The sequence below is a fragment of the Glutamicibacter sp. NPDC088483 genome (genome assembly GCF_044753145.1).
GTDB lineage: Bacteria > Actinomycetota > Actinomycetes > Actinomycetales > Micrococcaceae > Glutamicibacter.
The window spans coordinates 137578-153556 of sequence record NZ_JBIVMP010000003.1 but is presented as its reverse complement, the minus strand read 5'-3'; the positions used below and the strand labels follow the sequence as shown (position 1 = coordinate 153556).

Below are 15979 nucleotides of genomic sequence, written 5' to 3'. Positions count from 1 at the left end.
AAGGCCATCCACCTGTCCATAAAAGTCTAGCTAGTTAGCGAATCAATCCGCCTTTTGGATAATGCGTGAAACGCCCGGGATCAGCTTTCCCGATCTGGCGCCGACGCAAACAGATTCAGGCCCATGGCACGCGAAAGCTGCCCGATGGCCAGCTGCGCGCGCACCGAGTTCCCGGCCATGTCCAAGGGCGGCGAGAACGCGCCAATGGCGCCCTTGCCCGGAGCTACCGCGACAATGCCGCCAGAAACCCCGGACTTAGCCGGAATCCCGATCTCGAACAGCCACTCGCCAGAACGCTCGTACAAGCCGTTGGAGGCCACGGTCGCCAGGGTATCGCGGCAAACGTCTGCATCGACGACGCGCTTTCCGGTCACCGGGTTCACTCCGCCATCGGCCAGCGTCGCGCCCATGACGGCAAGATCATGCGCGCTGATATTCAGCGAGCACTGCTTGGTGTACACATCAACGGCATCCGCAGGTTCGTTCTCCAGCCGCCCGTAGCTCTTGAGCAAATGACCCAGGGCCTTGTTGCGCTCGTTGGCCAGCGATTCGGAGTGGTAGACCTCGTCATCCAGGCTCAGCGCCCGGCCAGCAAAGGCGGAGAGCCCTTCCCGGACGTTCTCCCACTTCTTGGCAGCGGTCTTGCCGGGCATCATTGCTGTCGTGGCGATGGCGCCGGCATTGACCATGGGGTTCATCGGCAAGCCGTTGTTCAATTCGACGGCCATCACAGAGTTGAAAGACATGCCCGTATTGTTCACGCCGATGCGTTCGCGAACGACCTCGCGCCCATGCTCCTGCACCACCAGCGCGTAGACGAACATCTTGGAGATCGACTGGATCGAGAACAGGTGATCGCAATCGCCAACCATGTGGACAGAGCCGCCGACGTGGGACATGGCGATGCCAAAGAGATTGGGGTCCGCTTGGCCCAGGATCGGAATGTAGTGGGCAAGGAGCCCGTCGTCTGCATCCGCGTATCGCTCATGGGCTTCCTTGAGCAGGGAATCGATGCGATCATGTTCCAGCTCACCGGTAGAAACTTGCTGAACGACGTCGTCGAAATCGGTGGGAATAGTTTCGTTGTTCCCTTCCGAAGGATAGGTCATCTTCACCTGCCTTTTAGTCCTGGGTCCGTTGATTCATGCTGCTTGATTTGACCTTATCAACAGCATTGCCGCTTAGCACCTTGGATACAGCCATCAGCAGGCAAGAAGCATTGGGCCAGTTCTCCCGGCACCCGCCCCAATCACGCGTCCACTTGGTATTCAATGCATGAATCGCATGTGTTTTCCCCTACATTGTGGAGCACCTTACAGCGCAATGCACCCGATCTGACTTAGCATTTTGTGTATGGCTAAGGGTATTACTTTTCATACGCGCAAGTGGGTTCGCCCAGAAGACTTGAACGCAAACGGCACGCTGTTCGGCGGCAGCCTGCTGCGCTGGATCGACGAAGAAGCTGCGATCTACTCGATCATCCAGCTGGGCAACAAGCACGTTGTCACCAAGTTCATGTCCGAGATCAACTTCATCGCCTCCGCAAAGGAAGGCGACCTGATCGAGATGGGCCTGACCGCTATCGACTTCGGCCGGACTTCGGTCACCCTGCGCGCTGAGGTGCGCAACATCTTCACCCAGGAATCGATCCTGACCATCGAGAAGATCGTCTTCGTGAACATCGGCGAAGATGGCAAGCCGGCGCCGCACGGCTACGACCACATCACCTACACCCGCGATCGCATCCCGCTGGAAATCACCAAGGCACTGATCTAGTCCCCGTTTGAATGCCCGAAGCCCTCAAGAATTCAAGGGTTTGGTTCAAGGCCCCGCACGGCCGCGCTTAACTGCGTGTCCTAGCGGGGCCTTGTTTCATTTCAAGGTTAATCCCGCATAGCTCTTGCGCTCGGTTCATGCGTCCAGCAAAGTTGTTTTTGCACTGAGGAATTCCCCCGACGCAGAAGCGAGAAACCCATGGGCCAGATGATTTTCGTCAACCTACCGACCGCCGATCTAGCCAGAGCCGACAAGTTCTACGAGGCCATGGGCTTCACCAAGAACACGACGTTCTCCGATGAAAATGCCACCTCATGGATCATCGCCGAGAATATTCTCGTGATGGTGCTGCGCCAGGAGTTCTTCGCAAGCTTCCTGGTCAACGGCGATAAGCCGGCGCTCGGAAGCGGCCTGCGCGAAACCCTCAATGCCCTCTCGGCAGAAACCCGCGAAGGCGTCGACGACTTCGTCGCACGGGCCGAGGCCGGTGGCGGCAGCATCTACCGCCCGGCAGATGAGCCATTCCCGGGCATGTACCAGGCAGCCGTCCAGGACCCGGATGGCCACGTCTGGGAAATCGCGTGGATGAGTCCAGAAGCAATGGAAAACCCAGGCAGCTAGGCAGCTAAGCAACTAGCCGACCTCGGAAATCCGCAGGTGCCGCAGCTCTTCTGCTTTGCGGCGCTTGCGGAACTGCTTCTTCATCCCCTTGGCCGGATGCATCGGCTCCGGCCAGCGGGGACGCAGCTGGTCCCCCAGGGTAATGCCGCGCATGCGCCGCCCGAACATCGGCAGCACCCACTGCCTCAGCCACTCCACGTCGCGCTGCGTGCCCTGCCAGAATCCGACCCGGTCCGCGGCGCCAAAGGGATCGAAAACCAGCTGGTGTGGATACCCGAGGATCTCCAGGATCCTGATGGCCATGTAGCGATGGCCGGCACGATTCATGTGCAGCTTGTCGATATCCCACATGCGCTTATCCCGGTACGCCTCCCAATTCCAGTAGTCAACGAGCACTACTGAGTCCGGATAGCGTTCAGCGAGCCGGCGCACGTGATCATTGAAGCGCCAGTTGCGCCGCTTGAACGGGGCGAGCACCGGGTGCACGGGGATATCGAACCCGGTGAACAGCAGGACCTTGGCACCCGTGGAAACCAGGGCTTCGACAGCCTGCGAGTATCGGGCAAGGAATTCCTTCATGTCCTTGCGGAATTCCAGGATGTCGTTGCCGCCGGCATAAAAGGTGATCACCTCCGGCCTGAGTTCCAGGGCTATGGGGATCTGCTCGTCGATAATCGACTGGAGTCGTCGGCTGCGTATTCCCAGGTTCACGTACTGCCACTCGGGATCCGCTTTGGATAACTGCTTGGCCACGCGATCGGCCCATCCGCGTACACCGTTGGGCAGCCTGGGTTCCCAGTCCCCCACACCTTCGGTAAAGGAATCCCCGATCGCCATAAACAGCCGTCCCATGCTACCGACGCTAGAAGCCGAAAGTGCATAGCATGAAGCTTGCGGTTGAATTTCTGGTAAACCCTGGCGGTTCAGAAAACCATGCGCATGATCAGCCGGGGCATCCTGCTGGCTTGGGCGTCGCTGACCCCGACGACCTCGAACCCGGCCTGCTCGAACATCTTCCTGGTTCCGACGAAGGCCATAGTCAGGTCCATCCGCCCTGCCGGATCCACGGGGTAGGCTTCGACCGCTGGCGCCCCGAGGTCCCGCGCATACTGCACTGCGCCTTGGACCATTTCCCGATTCACGCCCTGGCGGCGGTAGCCGCTGCGCACCACCATACAGGTGATGCTCCAAGCCTCCAGATCATCGACGGGCCTGATGAGCTTGGACTTTTCCAGCAGTGGGATCCTCGATCGCGGAGCGATGCTGCACCAGCCCACCGGTTCCCCTGCGCGATAGGCGATCACTCCCGGGGCAATCGGCTCGGTGCTCAGCGAGCGCATGGCGGCGAACCGGTCCCCTGCACCTCGTTCCCTGATCTCGGCGGCACCGATCCGGTGCGACAAGCACCAGCAATGATTCTTCCTCCGGCTCGGATTCACTACCGTCGCGAAGTCATCCATGCGTTCTTCGGCCAGGGGCCTGATCTCGATGGGCGCTGTTCCTGCCGCCTGCGGATCCTGGTTCGTGTCCATCTGTCCATCCTGCGCTCCGAAAAGCCAAAAGGGCACCCTGGGAGGCAAATTCTTCGGGTTTTCCATAATGAAGAACTCCGGTTCCCTCGGTGTTGGCGCTGACCTGCGCGCTCTAGTGTTGAGGTATGACTTCGACACCTAAGGTTCTACCGGGCACCGCACCTGCCCGTCCCCCACTGAGATTGGGCATGACACTGCTGCATATGGCATTGTTCGGGTCTGCCGGCCTGATCCTGTTCTCGCTGCTGCTGGCCTGGCTCTCGGTAGGCGTCGCGCTGACCCCGATCCTCGGTTTGGGCCTGGTCGTCTTGGCCGGATTGGTCTATGCGCTCTTCGGCCTGGCCCGCTTCGAGCTGACTCGAATCAGCAACCTCTACGACATGGACGTCGCTCCGCTGACCTGGCGGCCACGCCGCCGTGAAGGCTTTGGCGAATACGTCCGTTCGCTCGGACGCAATGTGTCCAACGGACGCATGTGGGCGCTGCTGGGAAGCTTGCTCTTCTCCTGCCTGGCCGGCTCGCTGATGCTCACTGCCCTGCAAATGGCCGTGCGTTCGTCCATCGTTGCCTTCGCCCCGGTCTTGCAGGCAGATAGTGCCGACCCGCTGGGAACCGTTCCCGGGCTGTGGGGCTTCCAGACCCCGGTAAGCCAGGCACCTTGGCTGGTGCTGGCGGCGCTGCTGGGAATAGCAGTGGTTATCGGCTTGGTTTTCTTGCACCGGATGGTCACCGTGGGAATCGTCGGCTCTATTGCCCGCGAGAGTGCACTGGTCGAACGCGTGCGCACGACCGCGGTGCAGCGTGAAGGAGCGGTGCGCGCCGCAGAGGTGGAGCGCACCCGCATCGAACGCGACCTGCACGATGGGGTCCAGCCCCGGCTGGTCTCCGTGGCCATGACCTTGGGGCTTGCGCACCAACAGATCGACAGCGATCCGCGCCAGGCCAAGGAACTGGTGGCCGAAGCCCACGCTTCAACCAAGTCCGCGATTACCGAACTGCGCCAGCTCACCCGCGGAATCTACGCGTCGGTGCTCGATGACCGCGGACTGGATGCGGCGCTCTCGGCTATCGCAGGCCGCTCGCATATCCCGGTTGGCCTGGATATCCAGCTCAATGGGCGCTATCCGCGCGTGGCCGAAGCGGCGGTGTACTTCGCCATTGCCGAGGCGCTGACCAATGCTGCCAAGCATTCGCGGGCCCAGCGCTGCCAGATCACCGTGAGGGTCCGGGAGCATGAGGGCCGGCAGAGCCTGTGGGCCCGCATCGAGGACAACGGCACCGGCGGGGCGCGCATCACCCCCGGCGGCGGCCTGGATGGAATCAATAATCGGGTGCTCGCCGCCGGCGGCACCTTTAGCCTGGACAGCCCCCAGGGCGGGCCAACTGCAGTGGAGGTGAACGTGCCATGCGCGTACTGATTTGCGAGGATTCGGTCCTGCTGCGTGAAGGGCTGGTCAGGTTGCTGGCCCACAGCGGCCACCATGTTGTCGCGGATTTGCCCGAAACCAGCGGGCTGATGGATTTCCTGGACAACTCGTCCGCCGATGATTTCCCGCAGATCTGCATCCTGGATGTCCGTCTCCCGCCGACCTACACGGATGAAGGCATCCGTGCGGCGTTGGAACTGCGCAAGAAGTATCCGGATCTGCCGGTGCTGGTGCTCTCCCAGTACGTCGAGGAGCGCTACGCCTCGGAACTGATTTCCACCCAGTCCGGAGCGATCGGCTACCTGCTCAAGGACCGTGTTGCGGATGTCAGCGAGTTCATTGCTTCGCTGGAGCAGATTGCAGGTGGTGGAACCGTCTTGGACCAGGAAGTGGTGGCACAGCTGTTGACTCGACGCAATCACGATGACCGCATGCAGAAGCTGACCGACCGGGAACGCACAGTCCTGGCCGCACTGGCCGAAGGAAAATCCAACCAGGCGATCGCCGCGCTGCTCTTCCTCTCGGAGGCCAGCGTAGAAAAGTACATCACTTCCATCTTCCAGAAACTCGGCTTGGAAGCCGACGGAACGGGCAACCGGCGCGTGCTGGCAGCCCTGGCTCATATTGAAACCCTGGGCACCAACCGCACAGACAGGACAGGATCATGACTACCACGCAAACCATGCCGCTACCGCCAAACCCACCGGCGCCACCCAACAACGGCAAGCCGCTGAATATCATCCTCGCGGTGCTCGGCGGGCTGGTCATTCTCACCTTGGTCATCGCCACGGCACGCAGCGCCTTTGCTTCGGTCTCCCGGGAGCATTCGGTCCACGAAGCAGAGGTCTCCGGGGTGACCGCCTTGGAAGTTTCGGCGAGCTCGGGACGCTTCGATCTGGTCTTTGCGGACACCGACAAGGCAACACTTGAAGTCAAAAGCGCCAAGGCCGCGAGCTGGAAGCTGCATCGGGAGCGCGATCGGCTCATCGTCGAAGCCCCGAATGCCTGGGACAACTTCTGCTTCTTCGGCTGCGGATTCGACGACAACGAGGCAACGCTGGTGCTTCCGCAATCCATGGACAACGGAAGGCTGGATGCGGACTTCGAGCTGTCCGCCGGATCCTTCAACGCAGTCGGCGCCTACAAGGACCTGGTGGTTGAAGTCGGTGCCGGGGAGCTGAACCTCACCGGCAGCGCGCACACCGCCGATATCGACTTGGGCGCAGGGGAAGCAACGGTGCGCCTGGACAATGTCCGAAGCGCCCGGTTTGATATCTCGGCCGGCGAACTCATTGGCGAACTCTCGGGCACGGCGCCCAAGAGCATCGAGGGCAGTGTCAGCGCCGGCTCGCTGGAGCTGGAACTGCCCGAGGCCACCTACGACCTGCGGCAGAATACGGCCGCCGGATCCGTCGAGAACCTGCTCGCCACCGATCCTAACTCCCCTAACAAGATCACGATCGATGTCTCCGCAGGCAGTGCCACCTTGCATCCAGCAGGCACCGCCCAGGAATCGGTTGGCCGCTAGACCCGGTTCCCACGAAAAAGGCAAAGCGTCCCTTCCCGGATCAGTAGTGATCCGGGAAGGGACGCTTTGGCGCTTGTGGCTAGGACCTAGGCCTGGTTCTTCTTCAAGGCAGCCAGGCGTGCTTCGATCTCGGAAACCTGCGGTGCGCCGGCTTCGATCTGCGCTGCGCCGTCGGCTTCCTCGAGGATGTCCTGCGGTGCGTTGCTGGCCTTCAAGGCTGCCAAGCGCGCATCGACTTCGGTCTCGGCACCGAGGTCTTCCAGCTGCGCGAACTGCGCATCCAGGGAAGAGGCCGCCAGTTCCTGCGCACCGCGGACCTTGGCTTCGTCCTGGCGGATCTGCTGCTCGAAGCGGCTGATCTCGCTGGTCGGGTCGTTGATGTCCAGGGCCTTGAGGGTGTCCATCATCTGGTTCTGGGTCTTGGCATTGCGCGCGCGGGCCACCAGCTCATCGCGCTTGGCCACCAGTTCCTGGCGCTTGGCCTGCATGGTGTTCAGACCGGTCTTCAGCTTGGCCACGACATCACGCTGGGTGGTGATCGTGGATCCCAGGTTCTTGGCGCGCTTCTCGGCATCCATCTGGCGCTGGATGGCCACCGTAGCCAGCTGGTTGAACTTCTGCTGGTTGGTGCTGTCACCGGCGGCAGAATATTCGTCAGCCTTGTTCGACGCGGCCAGCGCCTTGTTGCCCCAGTCCTTGGCTTCCTGCTGGAACTTGGCGTGGTCGTCCTCGGCCATGCGCAGGTTGCCGATGGTCTGGGCAACCGCCTGCTCGGCCTGGGCAATGTTGTTGGTGTATTCGCGAACCGACTGGTCCAGCATCTTCTTCGGATCCTCCAGAGCATCCAAAGCGGCGTTGGCGTTAGCCTTGCCGATACCGAACATTCGAGCCCAAATTGAGCGCTTCTTGGCCATAGTGCGTCCCTTCGTCTTCCGTTGCTTAAAGCTTAGGGGAATTAGCAGCGCCGCTCTAACCGAAGACCACGCTGCGTCGGCAATCTAGTCATTGAAATGGCGCAGGTACCGTCCCGGGGCATCCAGGAAAAGCCGCCAGTTCCGCACCATGTCCAACTCGTCGTAGTCCGATTCGCGGATGCCCCACTCCCCGATTTCATAGATCCGCGCCTCCGGCAAGGAAGCAAGAATTGGCGAGTGGGTGGAGAGAATTACCTGGGAACCGGAACGCAGCAGATCTGCAATATGCGAGAGCAGCATGAGGCAGCCATTGAAGGACAGCGCTGACTCGGCTTCGTCGAAAACCCACAACCCATTGACATACGAGCGCTCGGTGAAGAACTCGACGAAGGATTCGCCATGGCTCTGGAAATTGTGCTTTCCGCGCGAGCCGATGGAGCCCAGATAGGCGAAGTGCCCGTGCATGGTTTCCGCGCGCAAGAACACGCCGGCCTTGGACGCACCGGCTCCGCGTTCCAATTGCAGGTGCGAGGACAACCCGGATTCGGTGGGTTGGGTCTGGTGCATGCTGTTGCGGGTTCCGCCCTCGGCATTCAGCCCAAAGGCCGCTGCAATCGCCTCGACGAGCGTTGATTTTCCCGCGCCGTTCTCCCCCACCAGCACAGTCAGCTGGCCCAGTTCAAGGCCCTCGTCAAGCAGTTGCTGCACCGCCGGGATCTGGGCGGCCCAGTCGGAACGATCCATGGGTGCCTTGGGATGTTCGGTGATGCGGCGAACCGGCAGCGTGTCGAAAAGTGCGCTCATGCACCCGAGGCTACCAGCAGCGCGCGACAGCTTGGCGGCAGTTATGCAGGCTTGGCCCCTTGGCCGCACCCATGGTTCAGCAGGGTGCGGCCAAAAGAGCCAATAGGGTTTCCTAGCCGTTGACCGGAAGCATGTTCCCGGCGAAGAACGCGGCGATCTCCTCACGCGCATCCAGCGGGAAGATCCCGGCGACGTACTGATCCGGGCGAACCACCACGATGGCGCCGTTCTTGCTGATTTCGCGGTCGCGGAAGATGTCGCGGCCGTGGCCGGCTGCGAATACCTGGTTGATGTCGTGCAGGCCGTACGGGACCTTCAGCGGCTGGAAGGCCTTGGGCACATCATGCAGCTCGACCTGCGTATAGTCCTGCTGGTAGATGGCCTTGGTATCGAAAACGGCATCCTCGTCCCCGCCTGCCGGGGTGTACAGGTTGCGCGGCGATGCCGGATCGGCGCTCCACCAAGCGGCGAAGTCGGCCATTGCGGTGCCCTCCAGTGCCGGTGCAGCCGCATCGGCGAAGGCGTAGATGCGCCAGCGTCCGTCAGCCTCGTGGAAGTGGCCCAGGTGGCGCCAGCGGTTATCCGAACGGCGGATGACCTCGGCGGACTTGAAGCGCTTGCCCACCGGGAAGCCCGGGGCCAGATCCTGGTGCTCCAGGCCGGCGGTGATCAGCGATTGGGTGTACTGCGTCATGAACCCGGCAGGGAATTCCTGGGTCTTGGTGTAGTACTTCTCCAGCTCGTCAGGGTCTTCCCAATCGTCCACGGACTTGGCCATCAGGGTGGACCATTCCTTGTCGAAGTCAATCAGGTTCTGCGCGATGACCTTGCGTTCCCCGGCGTAGGTATCCAGCAGCGCATCCGGGGCGCGGCCTTCGAGCACGGCGGCCAGCTTCCAGCCCAGGTTGAAGCCGTCCTGGATGGACACGTTCATGCCCTGCCCGGCCTTGGCCGAGTGGGTGTGGCAGGCATCGCCCATGATGAAGGCGCGCGCGCAGCGGGTGCCGCGCTCCTCATCGGAGACGTCGTCGAAGCCGTCGGTGATGCGGTGGGCCACCTCGTAGACCGAGAACCAGGCGACGTTCTTCACGTCCATCGTGTACGGGTGGATGATGCGGTTGGCCGTGGCCACGATTTCCTCGACCGGGGTGTTGCGGATGGCCCCGGCATCCTCGGCGGTCAGCTCGCCCAGGTCCACGTAGAAGCGGACCAGATAGCCGCCCTCGCGCGGGATAAGCAGGATATTGCCCGCGTCATGGGACTGGATGGAGCATTTGACCTGGATGTCCGGGAAGTCGGTGTTGACCATGACGTCCATGACGCCCCAGGCATGCAGGGCCGCATCGCCGTGCAGCTTGTGGCCCAGCGAGCGGCGCACCTGGCTGCGCGCGCCGTCGCCGCCAACCAGGTACTTGGCCTTCACGGTGCGCTCTTCGCCAGTACGCGGCCCCGCCACGTACTTGATGCGCGCGGACACCGGGTATTCGGCGTCCGGGTCGATCTCGCAGCCGAGGTATTCCACGCCGTAGTCCGGGGTGATTTTGCCCGGCGCGCGTTCGGCGTCACGCAGGAAGTAGTCCAGGATGCGCGACTGGTTCACGTAGATGTGCGGGAACTCGCTCATTCCGGTGGAGTCGTCGGCAGCACGCGAATGGCGCTTGATGTTCGCCGGGTTCTCGGGGTCCGGGGTCCAGAAGCACATTTCGACATTGCGGTAGGCCTCTTCGACAACCTCGTTGGCGAAGCCGAAAGCCTGGAAGGTTTCCACCGAGCGGGCCTGGATGCCGTCGGCCTGGCCGACGTCGAGCCGGCCCGGGCGCATCTCGATGGCGCGGGCGTTGATGCTCGGGAAGCGCGAGAGCTGCGCGGTCACCACGGCGGCCGCCGGACCGGTTCCAACGATCAGCACATCCATTTCATCGGGAATTTGCTCGGCGCGGTCGATGCCGTAGCCGGCCGCTTCCTTGACCCGTGGATCCCCGGAAACGTATCCCCTGTGGTGAATCTGCATAATGTGGCTCCCCTATCGCTGTGCCGCTGAACTTCATTGTCTCTATAATTGCGACACTGTCCTAACTATAGAAACAATCGTAGCTTTCACGTAGGCTGTAGGCAAGACGTGGATCACACCGGGAACAGCGCGGCAGGCATCTGCGCAGGCCAGATGGAATGATTGGAACATGAGCAAAACCACCGAAGGCGGTTCGCAGACCCTGGGCCGCGGGCTAGAGGCACTGACCCTGATCGGGGAATCCGCGACGCCGCTGAGCGTCTCGGAACTCGCCGGACTGCTAGGCGTGCACCGCTCCATGGCCTACCGGCTGGTCAAGACCTTCGAGCAGTACGGATTCGTGGAACGCAATCCGGCAGGCGAGCTCGAATTGGGAGCCCGCCTGGGCGCGCTGGCGCGCAACGTCGCCAAGTCCCTGCAGGCCGCGGCCGCACCGCATCTGGCCACCGTCTCCGATGAGCTGCAGATGACGGCGCTGCTTGTCGTCTTCGATGGCGAGGCAGCCGTTACCCTGAGCACCGCAGAACCCCGGCTCGCCGATGCCACCGTGGCCCAGCGCCCGGGCACCCGCCATCCGATCGACAACGGCGCACCGGGACGGGTCATCCGTTCCATGCTCAATCCCCAGGAGCACCCGGCCAAGAACTTCGAATTCAGCCATGACGAAGTGATCCCGGGACTAACCTCGATTGCCGTTCCGCTGGTGCTCCCGCAGGGCAAGCCCGCGGCCATCGCCGTCATCTACCCGCCACTGGAACGCGATCGCAACCACATTGCAGCCGTGCTTACGGCCGCCTCGGCACGCATCTCGGCAAGCCTGGGCATCCGCTCGTGAGCGGTACCTGCCCGCACGCTGCGCTAGCTAGGCGGTGCAGGCCTCATTGGAGCACCCCGCATCACGCGGACGGTAGGTCTGGGTTCCTTCAACCTTCTCCCACACTATGTGGCGGTGCTGCCCGCAGCGATCGCATGAAGGAGCCAGGTACGTGGCCCGCTCTTCCATGGTGTATGCACGAAAATCACCCATCACAACCTCCGATGACCAGCCGCGAAGCGAAGTTCGCGGGCCTGCTGGACCTGCTTGGTGCCTTCACTCTACGCGCGGTTTGCACAACCGGCTAGGGTCCACTGGCGGCAGTTACCCACAGCCCCTCAAGCAGGGCTCTGCACCTCGTGGCAAACTAATGCAGAGAACCGGATATGACCGCTTCGCCACCGCCGGACCGCTAGCAAGGAAGAAGCCATGAGCACCTCTGAGCAAAAGCTGCAACGCTTGAAAGAACGCATTGCCCTATTGCTGAACAAGGCCGAGAACACCACTTTTCCGCACGAAGCGCAGGCCTTCCAGGAACATGCCGAACGGCTCATGGTGCGCTATGGCATCGGCCGTGCGGAACTGGATGCCGACTCGGCCCACCGGGGCAAGAAGAAGGAAGCCATTATCGAGGAGCACTTCGATATGCGCGGCGTCTACCGCCTGGGACAGCGCGATGGCCTGTCCGCTGTGGGCCGGGCCTTCCGCACGGTGTCCATGCTGCAAAGCAACTACTCGACCTCGTGCAGGCTGTACATCATCGGCCATGAATCGGATGTAGCTACCGTCAAGAATCTCTTCGCCTCCTTGGTTGTCCAGGCGACTGCTGCCATGGCCCACTGGTGGGCACAGGAGGGCAAGCTCTACGCGAATTGGTACACCGATTCCGAGAAAACCATTGAACGCCGCGAATTCCAGCGCAGCTTCTACCTGCAAGTCGCTTCGCGCATCGCCATCCTCTACCAGGAAGAAAGCGTGCACAGCGGCAGCGGGACCGAACTGGTCCTGGCTAGCCGCAAGGAACAGGTCGACGAATTCGTCAGCAACCAATATCCGTTCCTGCGCCGCAGCAGGAACCGCGCCGCAGCCGGAAGCGCCAATGCCTCATTGGCCGGACGGGTCGCAGGAAGCCAGGCAGATCTCGGTTTCGACAAGCACGTCGACTCAGCCGCGACCGGCGAAGTCGCCAGCTAGCGCACTTGCTCTAGTTGCGTGTCCTCGATGTAGCGCGGACGCCCGGCCATGATGCCGACCAGGGTCTGGAAAACGATCAAGCCGGCAATAAGCCACATTGGCGCAACCCATGAACCCGAAGTTTCGTGCAGCACCCCGACCAGGAACGGACCGGGGAACGCCAGCAGATAGCCCGCAGACTGGCCGAAGGTGGAGAGCTTCGAGACACCCGCGGCGGTGCGGGCCTTCAAGCCGATCATGGTCAAGGCCAGCGGGAAGTTCGACCCGCAAATGCCCAGCAGCACCGCCCACAGCACCGCTCCCTGGACCGGAGCAAGCAGCATGCCGATGATCGCGATGATGCCCACGGCACCTTTGAAGATCACCAGTGGCGCCTGGTTCGAGAATTTGGCAGCGAGCGCCGGCATCACGAAGGACAAAGGCACGCCCACACCCAGCAGGATCGCCAGCAGGGATCCAGCGAATGCCGGCGAGACTCCCAAGTCGATGAAGATCTTGGGCAGCCACCCCATGAAGATATAAGCCACGGCGGACTGCCCGCCGAAGAACAACGCCACCCACCATGCGGTGGCGTTCTTGCTCATCGGCCCGATGCCGGCCGCATCATTTGAGTTACTGGCAAGATGCTGCTGCTGGGCTGCGATTTGGTTGCGCATCCCGAAGTACACCAAAAGCCACAGCACCAGCGCCAGCAAGGCCAGAATTGCCCAGAATCCCAAGCCCACGCGCCAGTTTCCGCCGAGCATCTGATTCACCGGCACGGCGACCCCCGCAACTCCGGAAGCACCCAAGGCAACCGCCGTAGTGTAGGCGCCGGTGACAATCCCGATCTTTCCCGGGAACCAGCGCTTGACCAGTACCGGCATGAGAATGTTGCCCACCGCGATGCCCGCAAGGGCCAATGCGGTGCACAGCAGGAAGAATCCGGTCCCCGGAGCCACCGCGCGCAGGGCAATGCCCAACAGGACAGCACCCATGGCTGAGGCCACCACTAGTTCCGGTCCGCGCTTCCCGGCCAGCCGCGGCGCCAAGGGACCCAGCAGCGCGAAGCACAGTGGAGGGATGCCGGTGATCATTCCGGCCACGAAGCCATTCATCTGCAGGTCGCCAATCACCAGATCAAGCAGGGACCCCAAGGAGGTGACGGCAGGACGCAGGTTCAGCGAGGCCAGGATGATGGCAAGGATCAGCAGTGCGCCAGAGCCCTTGGACAGGGTGGCGCGGTTTTTCGGGAAGTCAGGCATGGTATCCACAGACTATCTGCTTCAAAACCCGGATCCCATCCCCGTTGCCTGGACTACGGCAACGGGCCGCCCCAAAAGTGGGACGGCCCGTGCCGAATGAAAAGTCCAGTGTTGGCTAGCCCAGTTTGGCGCGCACCATCTGGGAGACAGCCTTGCCATCGAAGCGGCCAGCGATTTCGGCGCCGACCAGCTTCATGGCCTGGCCCATGTCCTTCATGGTCAGGTCGTGATCGGCTGCAAGTTCGGCCATGATCCTCTCGACAATGTCCTGGGCTTGCGCTTCGTCAAGCATCTTGGGCAGGTACGTGGAGATGAAGGCGGCTTCGGCCAATTCGCGTTCAGCCAATTTGGTGCGGCCGTCCTTGGCGGCCAGGCCAGCAGTTTCCTCGCGGTTGCCGACTTCCTTGCGAAGCAGGTTCTCGACATCCTGGTCGTTGAGCTCGCTGGGGTTCTTTCCGGACTTTTCCTTGGTGCCGATGGCACTGAGGATATTGCGCAGGGTCGTCTTCTCCAGCTCGTTGCCGGCCTTCAGATGGGCGATGCTGTCATCGCGCAGGCGATCTTTCAAACTCATGGGAACTCGCTTTCAATACGTGTGCTTGAAATTTTACTCGCATTATCCCGTTACCGTTTTCCGGAGTACCAGCGGTCAAGCATGAGGTCACATTTGATACAGTAGCCAGATGAATTCACTGCGCGCTGGAGCTAGCGTCATCGCACTGGCTCTTATCGCAGCCATCCTGGTGATCTGGCAGCCATGGAATTCCTGCGACGCGCCCGATGAAGTTTGCGATTTCGTTGCAGCCGTCGAGGACCGGGACGGGGTCCTTGGCGTCCAGATGTCCTCCGAGGTCATGGATCACGATGCCTTGGCCGCACCGGATCTGTCAGTTGACCTGCAATTCGTGCTCTCGGATCAGCTCGATCCTGTGCAAGCGGAAGAAATCGTGCGGGAGATGGCACAACAGATCCAGGCTGGGGCCCATGCCCTGAACTTGCGGGACATCGATCTGGCCTTTGTCGCCGGTGAACCCCAAAATGTCCCAGGCTCAAAAACGAAAACCTACCCTCTGGAAGTCTCCGACAATCTTTCGCACTTTGGAGGCGAAGAGCAAGCGAAGCCTGGTCTTCTCGGTGAGAGGGCTTCATTCGCATTCCGCCTACGCGAGCTGGGCGCGGCAAGTGCGGCTAACTACTCGGCCACGGCGCTTAGCTTGGAGCAGCTGCTGGCGCTGGGAAAATTCGCTGCACGGGCCAAGCATCCTACCGATTTGGCACTAGCAGACCGATCCGTGCGCTATTCGCCCGCGAATCGCACTGATATTCCCGAGCTCCAGCTTCTTATCGAGGCGGCCAAGCGAGGTGTCTTCGAGAGCGCCAGCATTGATCATTCCGGATTGAACCTGGTCCTCGGCAACGAGGCGCCAGCAGAGGCGGAAAAGGAAACCCGCTTATGGCTGGAGCGGCATGGTCCCTTTGGCGAGCCGATGCCCTACAAGCTGGCATCGCCTCGATACGAGGTCCTTGCTGAAGGCTGGGTTGGAAACAAGAAACCACAATGGCTGATTCCCAAGCCTGTGGTTCTTCCCGACAAGGTCAAAAGCTGGCCAGCGAATCAGTCAGCTCCGTTGTGCGCAGAGGGGGACTTGGAAATAGCCCTCGGCGCACCCGATGCAGCTGCCGGTTCACGGTACATGGCGGTCTACGCCAAGAACATTTCTGCTCGCTCGTGCGCGTTGCAGTCCTACCCGCAGATCGATTTCCTCAACGAGGCCGGCGATGCCCAGCCGGATATCGAGCTGCAGCCCGAACCGGATATCCTCCTTGAACGCGTTGCCATCCCTTCCGGCGAAGCGGTGATTTCGACGCTGGATTGGAATGCCATGTCAACGTCCCAGGATCCGGATGAAACCGTTGCCCTGGTCATCGCCGCAGCCAAGGGGATGAAACCGGTCCAGCTCGCACCCCAATACGATGGCCAGCCGACGTCCCTTGACATCCTGGACGGGGCGCAGGTCGCCCAAAGCCCCTGGGTCCAGGCGCGCGACGGGTGGGCAATTCCTGGAGACGCCTTCAAACCGCAACCACCGGCCACTCCTAGGCCCTAGGCCTGG

General features: G+C 61.8%; 16 protein-coding genes. 8 read left to right on the top strand and 8 right to left on the bottom strand.

Annotated features, from left to right (window positions below):
* Positions 1-80 precede the first annotated feature (80 nt).
* The gene (gene glsA / locus ACIP6G_RS07505) at positions 81-1109 is read right to left on the bottom strand and encodes a glutaminase A (RefSeq protein ID WP_105656141.1); all 1029 of its coding nucleotides are present in this window, start codon (positions 1107-1109) and stop codon (positions 81-83) included.
* Between the two features lie 244 nt (positions 1110-1353).
* On the opposite strand from glsA, the gene ACIP6G_RS07500 reads away from it, so the two are divergent.
* Positions 1354-1776, top strand: coding sequence for an acyl-CoA thioesterase (locus tag ACIP6G_RS07500; RefSeq protein ID WP_105656140.1), 423 nt, complete (start codon positions 1354-1356; stop codon positions 1774-1776).
* Between the two features lie 198 nt (positions 1777-1974).
* Positions 1975-2397 carry a VOC family protein gene (locus ACIP6G_RS07495; RefSeq protein ID WP_105656139.1) on the top strand — a complete coding sequence of 141 codons (423 nt, stop codon included), beginning with the start codon at positions 1975-1977 and terminating at the stop codon, positions 2395-2397.
* A gap of 12 nt (positions 2398-2409) precedes the next feature.
* Here the strand turns inward: ACIP6G_RS07495 and ACIP6G_RS07490 are convergent, their stop codons facing one another.
* Both ACIP6G_RS07490 and ACIP6G_RS07485 read right to left on the bottom strand, forming a co-directional pair.
* Positions 2410-3249, bottom strand: a complete 840-nt coding sequence (locus ACIP6G_RS07490) for an SGNH/GDSL hydrolase family protein (protein WP_365942770.1) — start codon at positions 3247-3249, stop codon at positions 2410-2412.
* 71 nt (positions 3250-3320) lie between these two features.
* A complete protein-coding gene (locus ACIP6G_RS07485; RefSeq protein ID WP_365942771.1) occupies positions 3321-3929 on the bottom strand; it encodes a GNAT family N-acetyltransferase in 609 nt (202 codons plus the stop codon).
* Positions 3930-4054: 125 nt separating this feature from the next.
* Here ACIP6G_RS07485 and ACIP6G_RS07480 point away from each other — a divergent pair, with 125 nt between their 5' ends.
* Genes ACIP6G_RS07480 through ACIP6G_RS07470 form a run of 3 tightly spaced genes read left to right on the top strand, consistent with a single transcriptional unit; the run spans position 4055 to position 6884 of the window.
* Complete coding sequence (locus ACIP6G_RS07480; RefSeq protein ID WP_400289409.1) at positions 4055-5347, top strand: sensor histidine kinase; 1293 nt, start codon at positions 4055-4057, stop codon at positions 5345-5347.
* A complete protein-coding gene (locus ACIP6G_RS07475) occupies positions 5335-6024 on the top strand; it encodes a response regulator transcription factor (protein ID WP_332727922.1) in 690 nt (229 codons plus the stop codon). The genes ACIP6G_RS07480 and ACIP6G_RS07475 overlap by 13 nt, the downstream gene beginning before the upstream one ends.
* Entirely contained in the window at positions 6021-6884 is an 864-nt protein-coding gene (locus ACIP6G_RS07470; protein WP_105656124.1) for a hypothetical protein, read from the top strand. Before ACIP6G_RS07475 ends, ACIP6G_RS07470 begins: the two co-directional genes overlap by 4 nt.
* 86 nt (positions 6885-6970) lie before the next feature.
* Here ACIP6G_RS07470 and ACIP6G_RS07465 read toward each other — a convergent pair whose 3' ends face one another.
* The 3 genes from ACIP6G_RS07465 to ACIP6G_RS07455 all read right to left on the bottom strand — a co-directional run bounded on the left by ACIP6G_RS07465 (position 6971) and on the right by ACIP6G_RS07455 (position 10613).
* Entirely contained in the window at positions 6971-7798 is an 828-nt protein-coding gene (locus tag ACIP6G_RS07465) for a PspA/IM30 family protein (RefSeq protein ID WP_365942773.1), read from the bottom strand.
* Between the two features lie 84 nt (positions 7799-7882).
* Entirely contained in the window at positions 7883-8602 is a 720-nt protein-coding gene (locus ACIP6G_RS07460) for an AAA family ATPase (protein WP_102599184.1), read from the bottom strand.
* A gap of 112 nt (positions 8603-8714) precedes the next feature.
* The gene (locus ACIP6G_RS07455) at positions 8715-10613 is read right to left on the bottom strand and encodes an FAD-dependent monooxygenase (RefSeq protein WP_365942774.1); all 1899 of its coding nucleotides are present in this window, start codon (positions 10611-10613) and stop codon (positions 8715-8717) included.
* 169 nt (positions 10614-10782) lie between these two features.
* Here ACIP6G_RS07455 and ACIP6G_RS07450 point away from each other — a divergent pair, with 169 nt between their 5' ends.
* Positions 10783-11448: a helix-turn-helix domain-containing protein gene (locus tag ACIP6G_RS07450; RefSeq protein ID WP_365942775.1), complete on the top strand. Its 666-nt coding sequence runs from the start codon at positions 10783-10785 to the stop codon at positions 11446-11448.
* Between the two features lie 408 nt (positions 11449-11856).
* A complete protein-coding gene (locus tag ACIP6G_RS07445; RefSeq protein WP_105662055.1) occupies positions 11857-12621 on the top strand; it encodes a DUF2786 domain-containing protein in 765 nt (254 codons plus the stop codon).
* On the opposite strand, the gene ACIP6G_RS07440 is transcribed toward ACIP6G_RS07445, so the two are convergent.
* Both ACIP6G_RS07440 and ACIP6G_RS07435 read right to left on the bottom strand, forming a co-directional pair.
* Positions 12618-13865 carry an MFS transporter gene (locus ACIP6G_RS07440; protein ID WP_365942776.1) on the bottom strand — a complete coding sequence of 416 codons (1248 nt, stop codon included), beginning with the start codon at positions 13863-13865 and terminating at the stop codon, positions 12618-12620. The two genes, ACIP6G_RS07445 and ACIP6G_RS07440, sit on opposite strands and share 4 nt — an antisense overlap.
* A 115-nt stretch (positions 13866-13980) precedes the next feature.
* The gene (locus ACIP6G_RS07435; protein ID WP_365942778.1) at positions 13981-14439 is read right to left on the bottom strand and encodes a GatB/YqeY domain-containing protein; all 459 of its coding nucleotides are present in this window, start codon (positions 14437-14439) and stop codon (positions 13981-13983) included.
* Between the two features lie 109 nt (positions 14440-14548).
* Between ACIP6G_RS07435 and ACIP6G_RS07430 the strand changes: the two genes are divergently transcribed.
* A complete protein-coding gene (locus ACIP6G_RS07430) occupies positions 14549-15973 on the top strand; it encodes a DUF4232 domain-containing protein (RefSeq protein WP_365942780.1) in 1425 nt (474 codons plus the stop codon).
* The last annotated feature ends 6 nt before the right edge of the window (positions 15974-15979 follow it).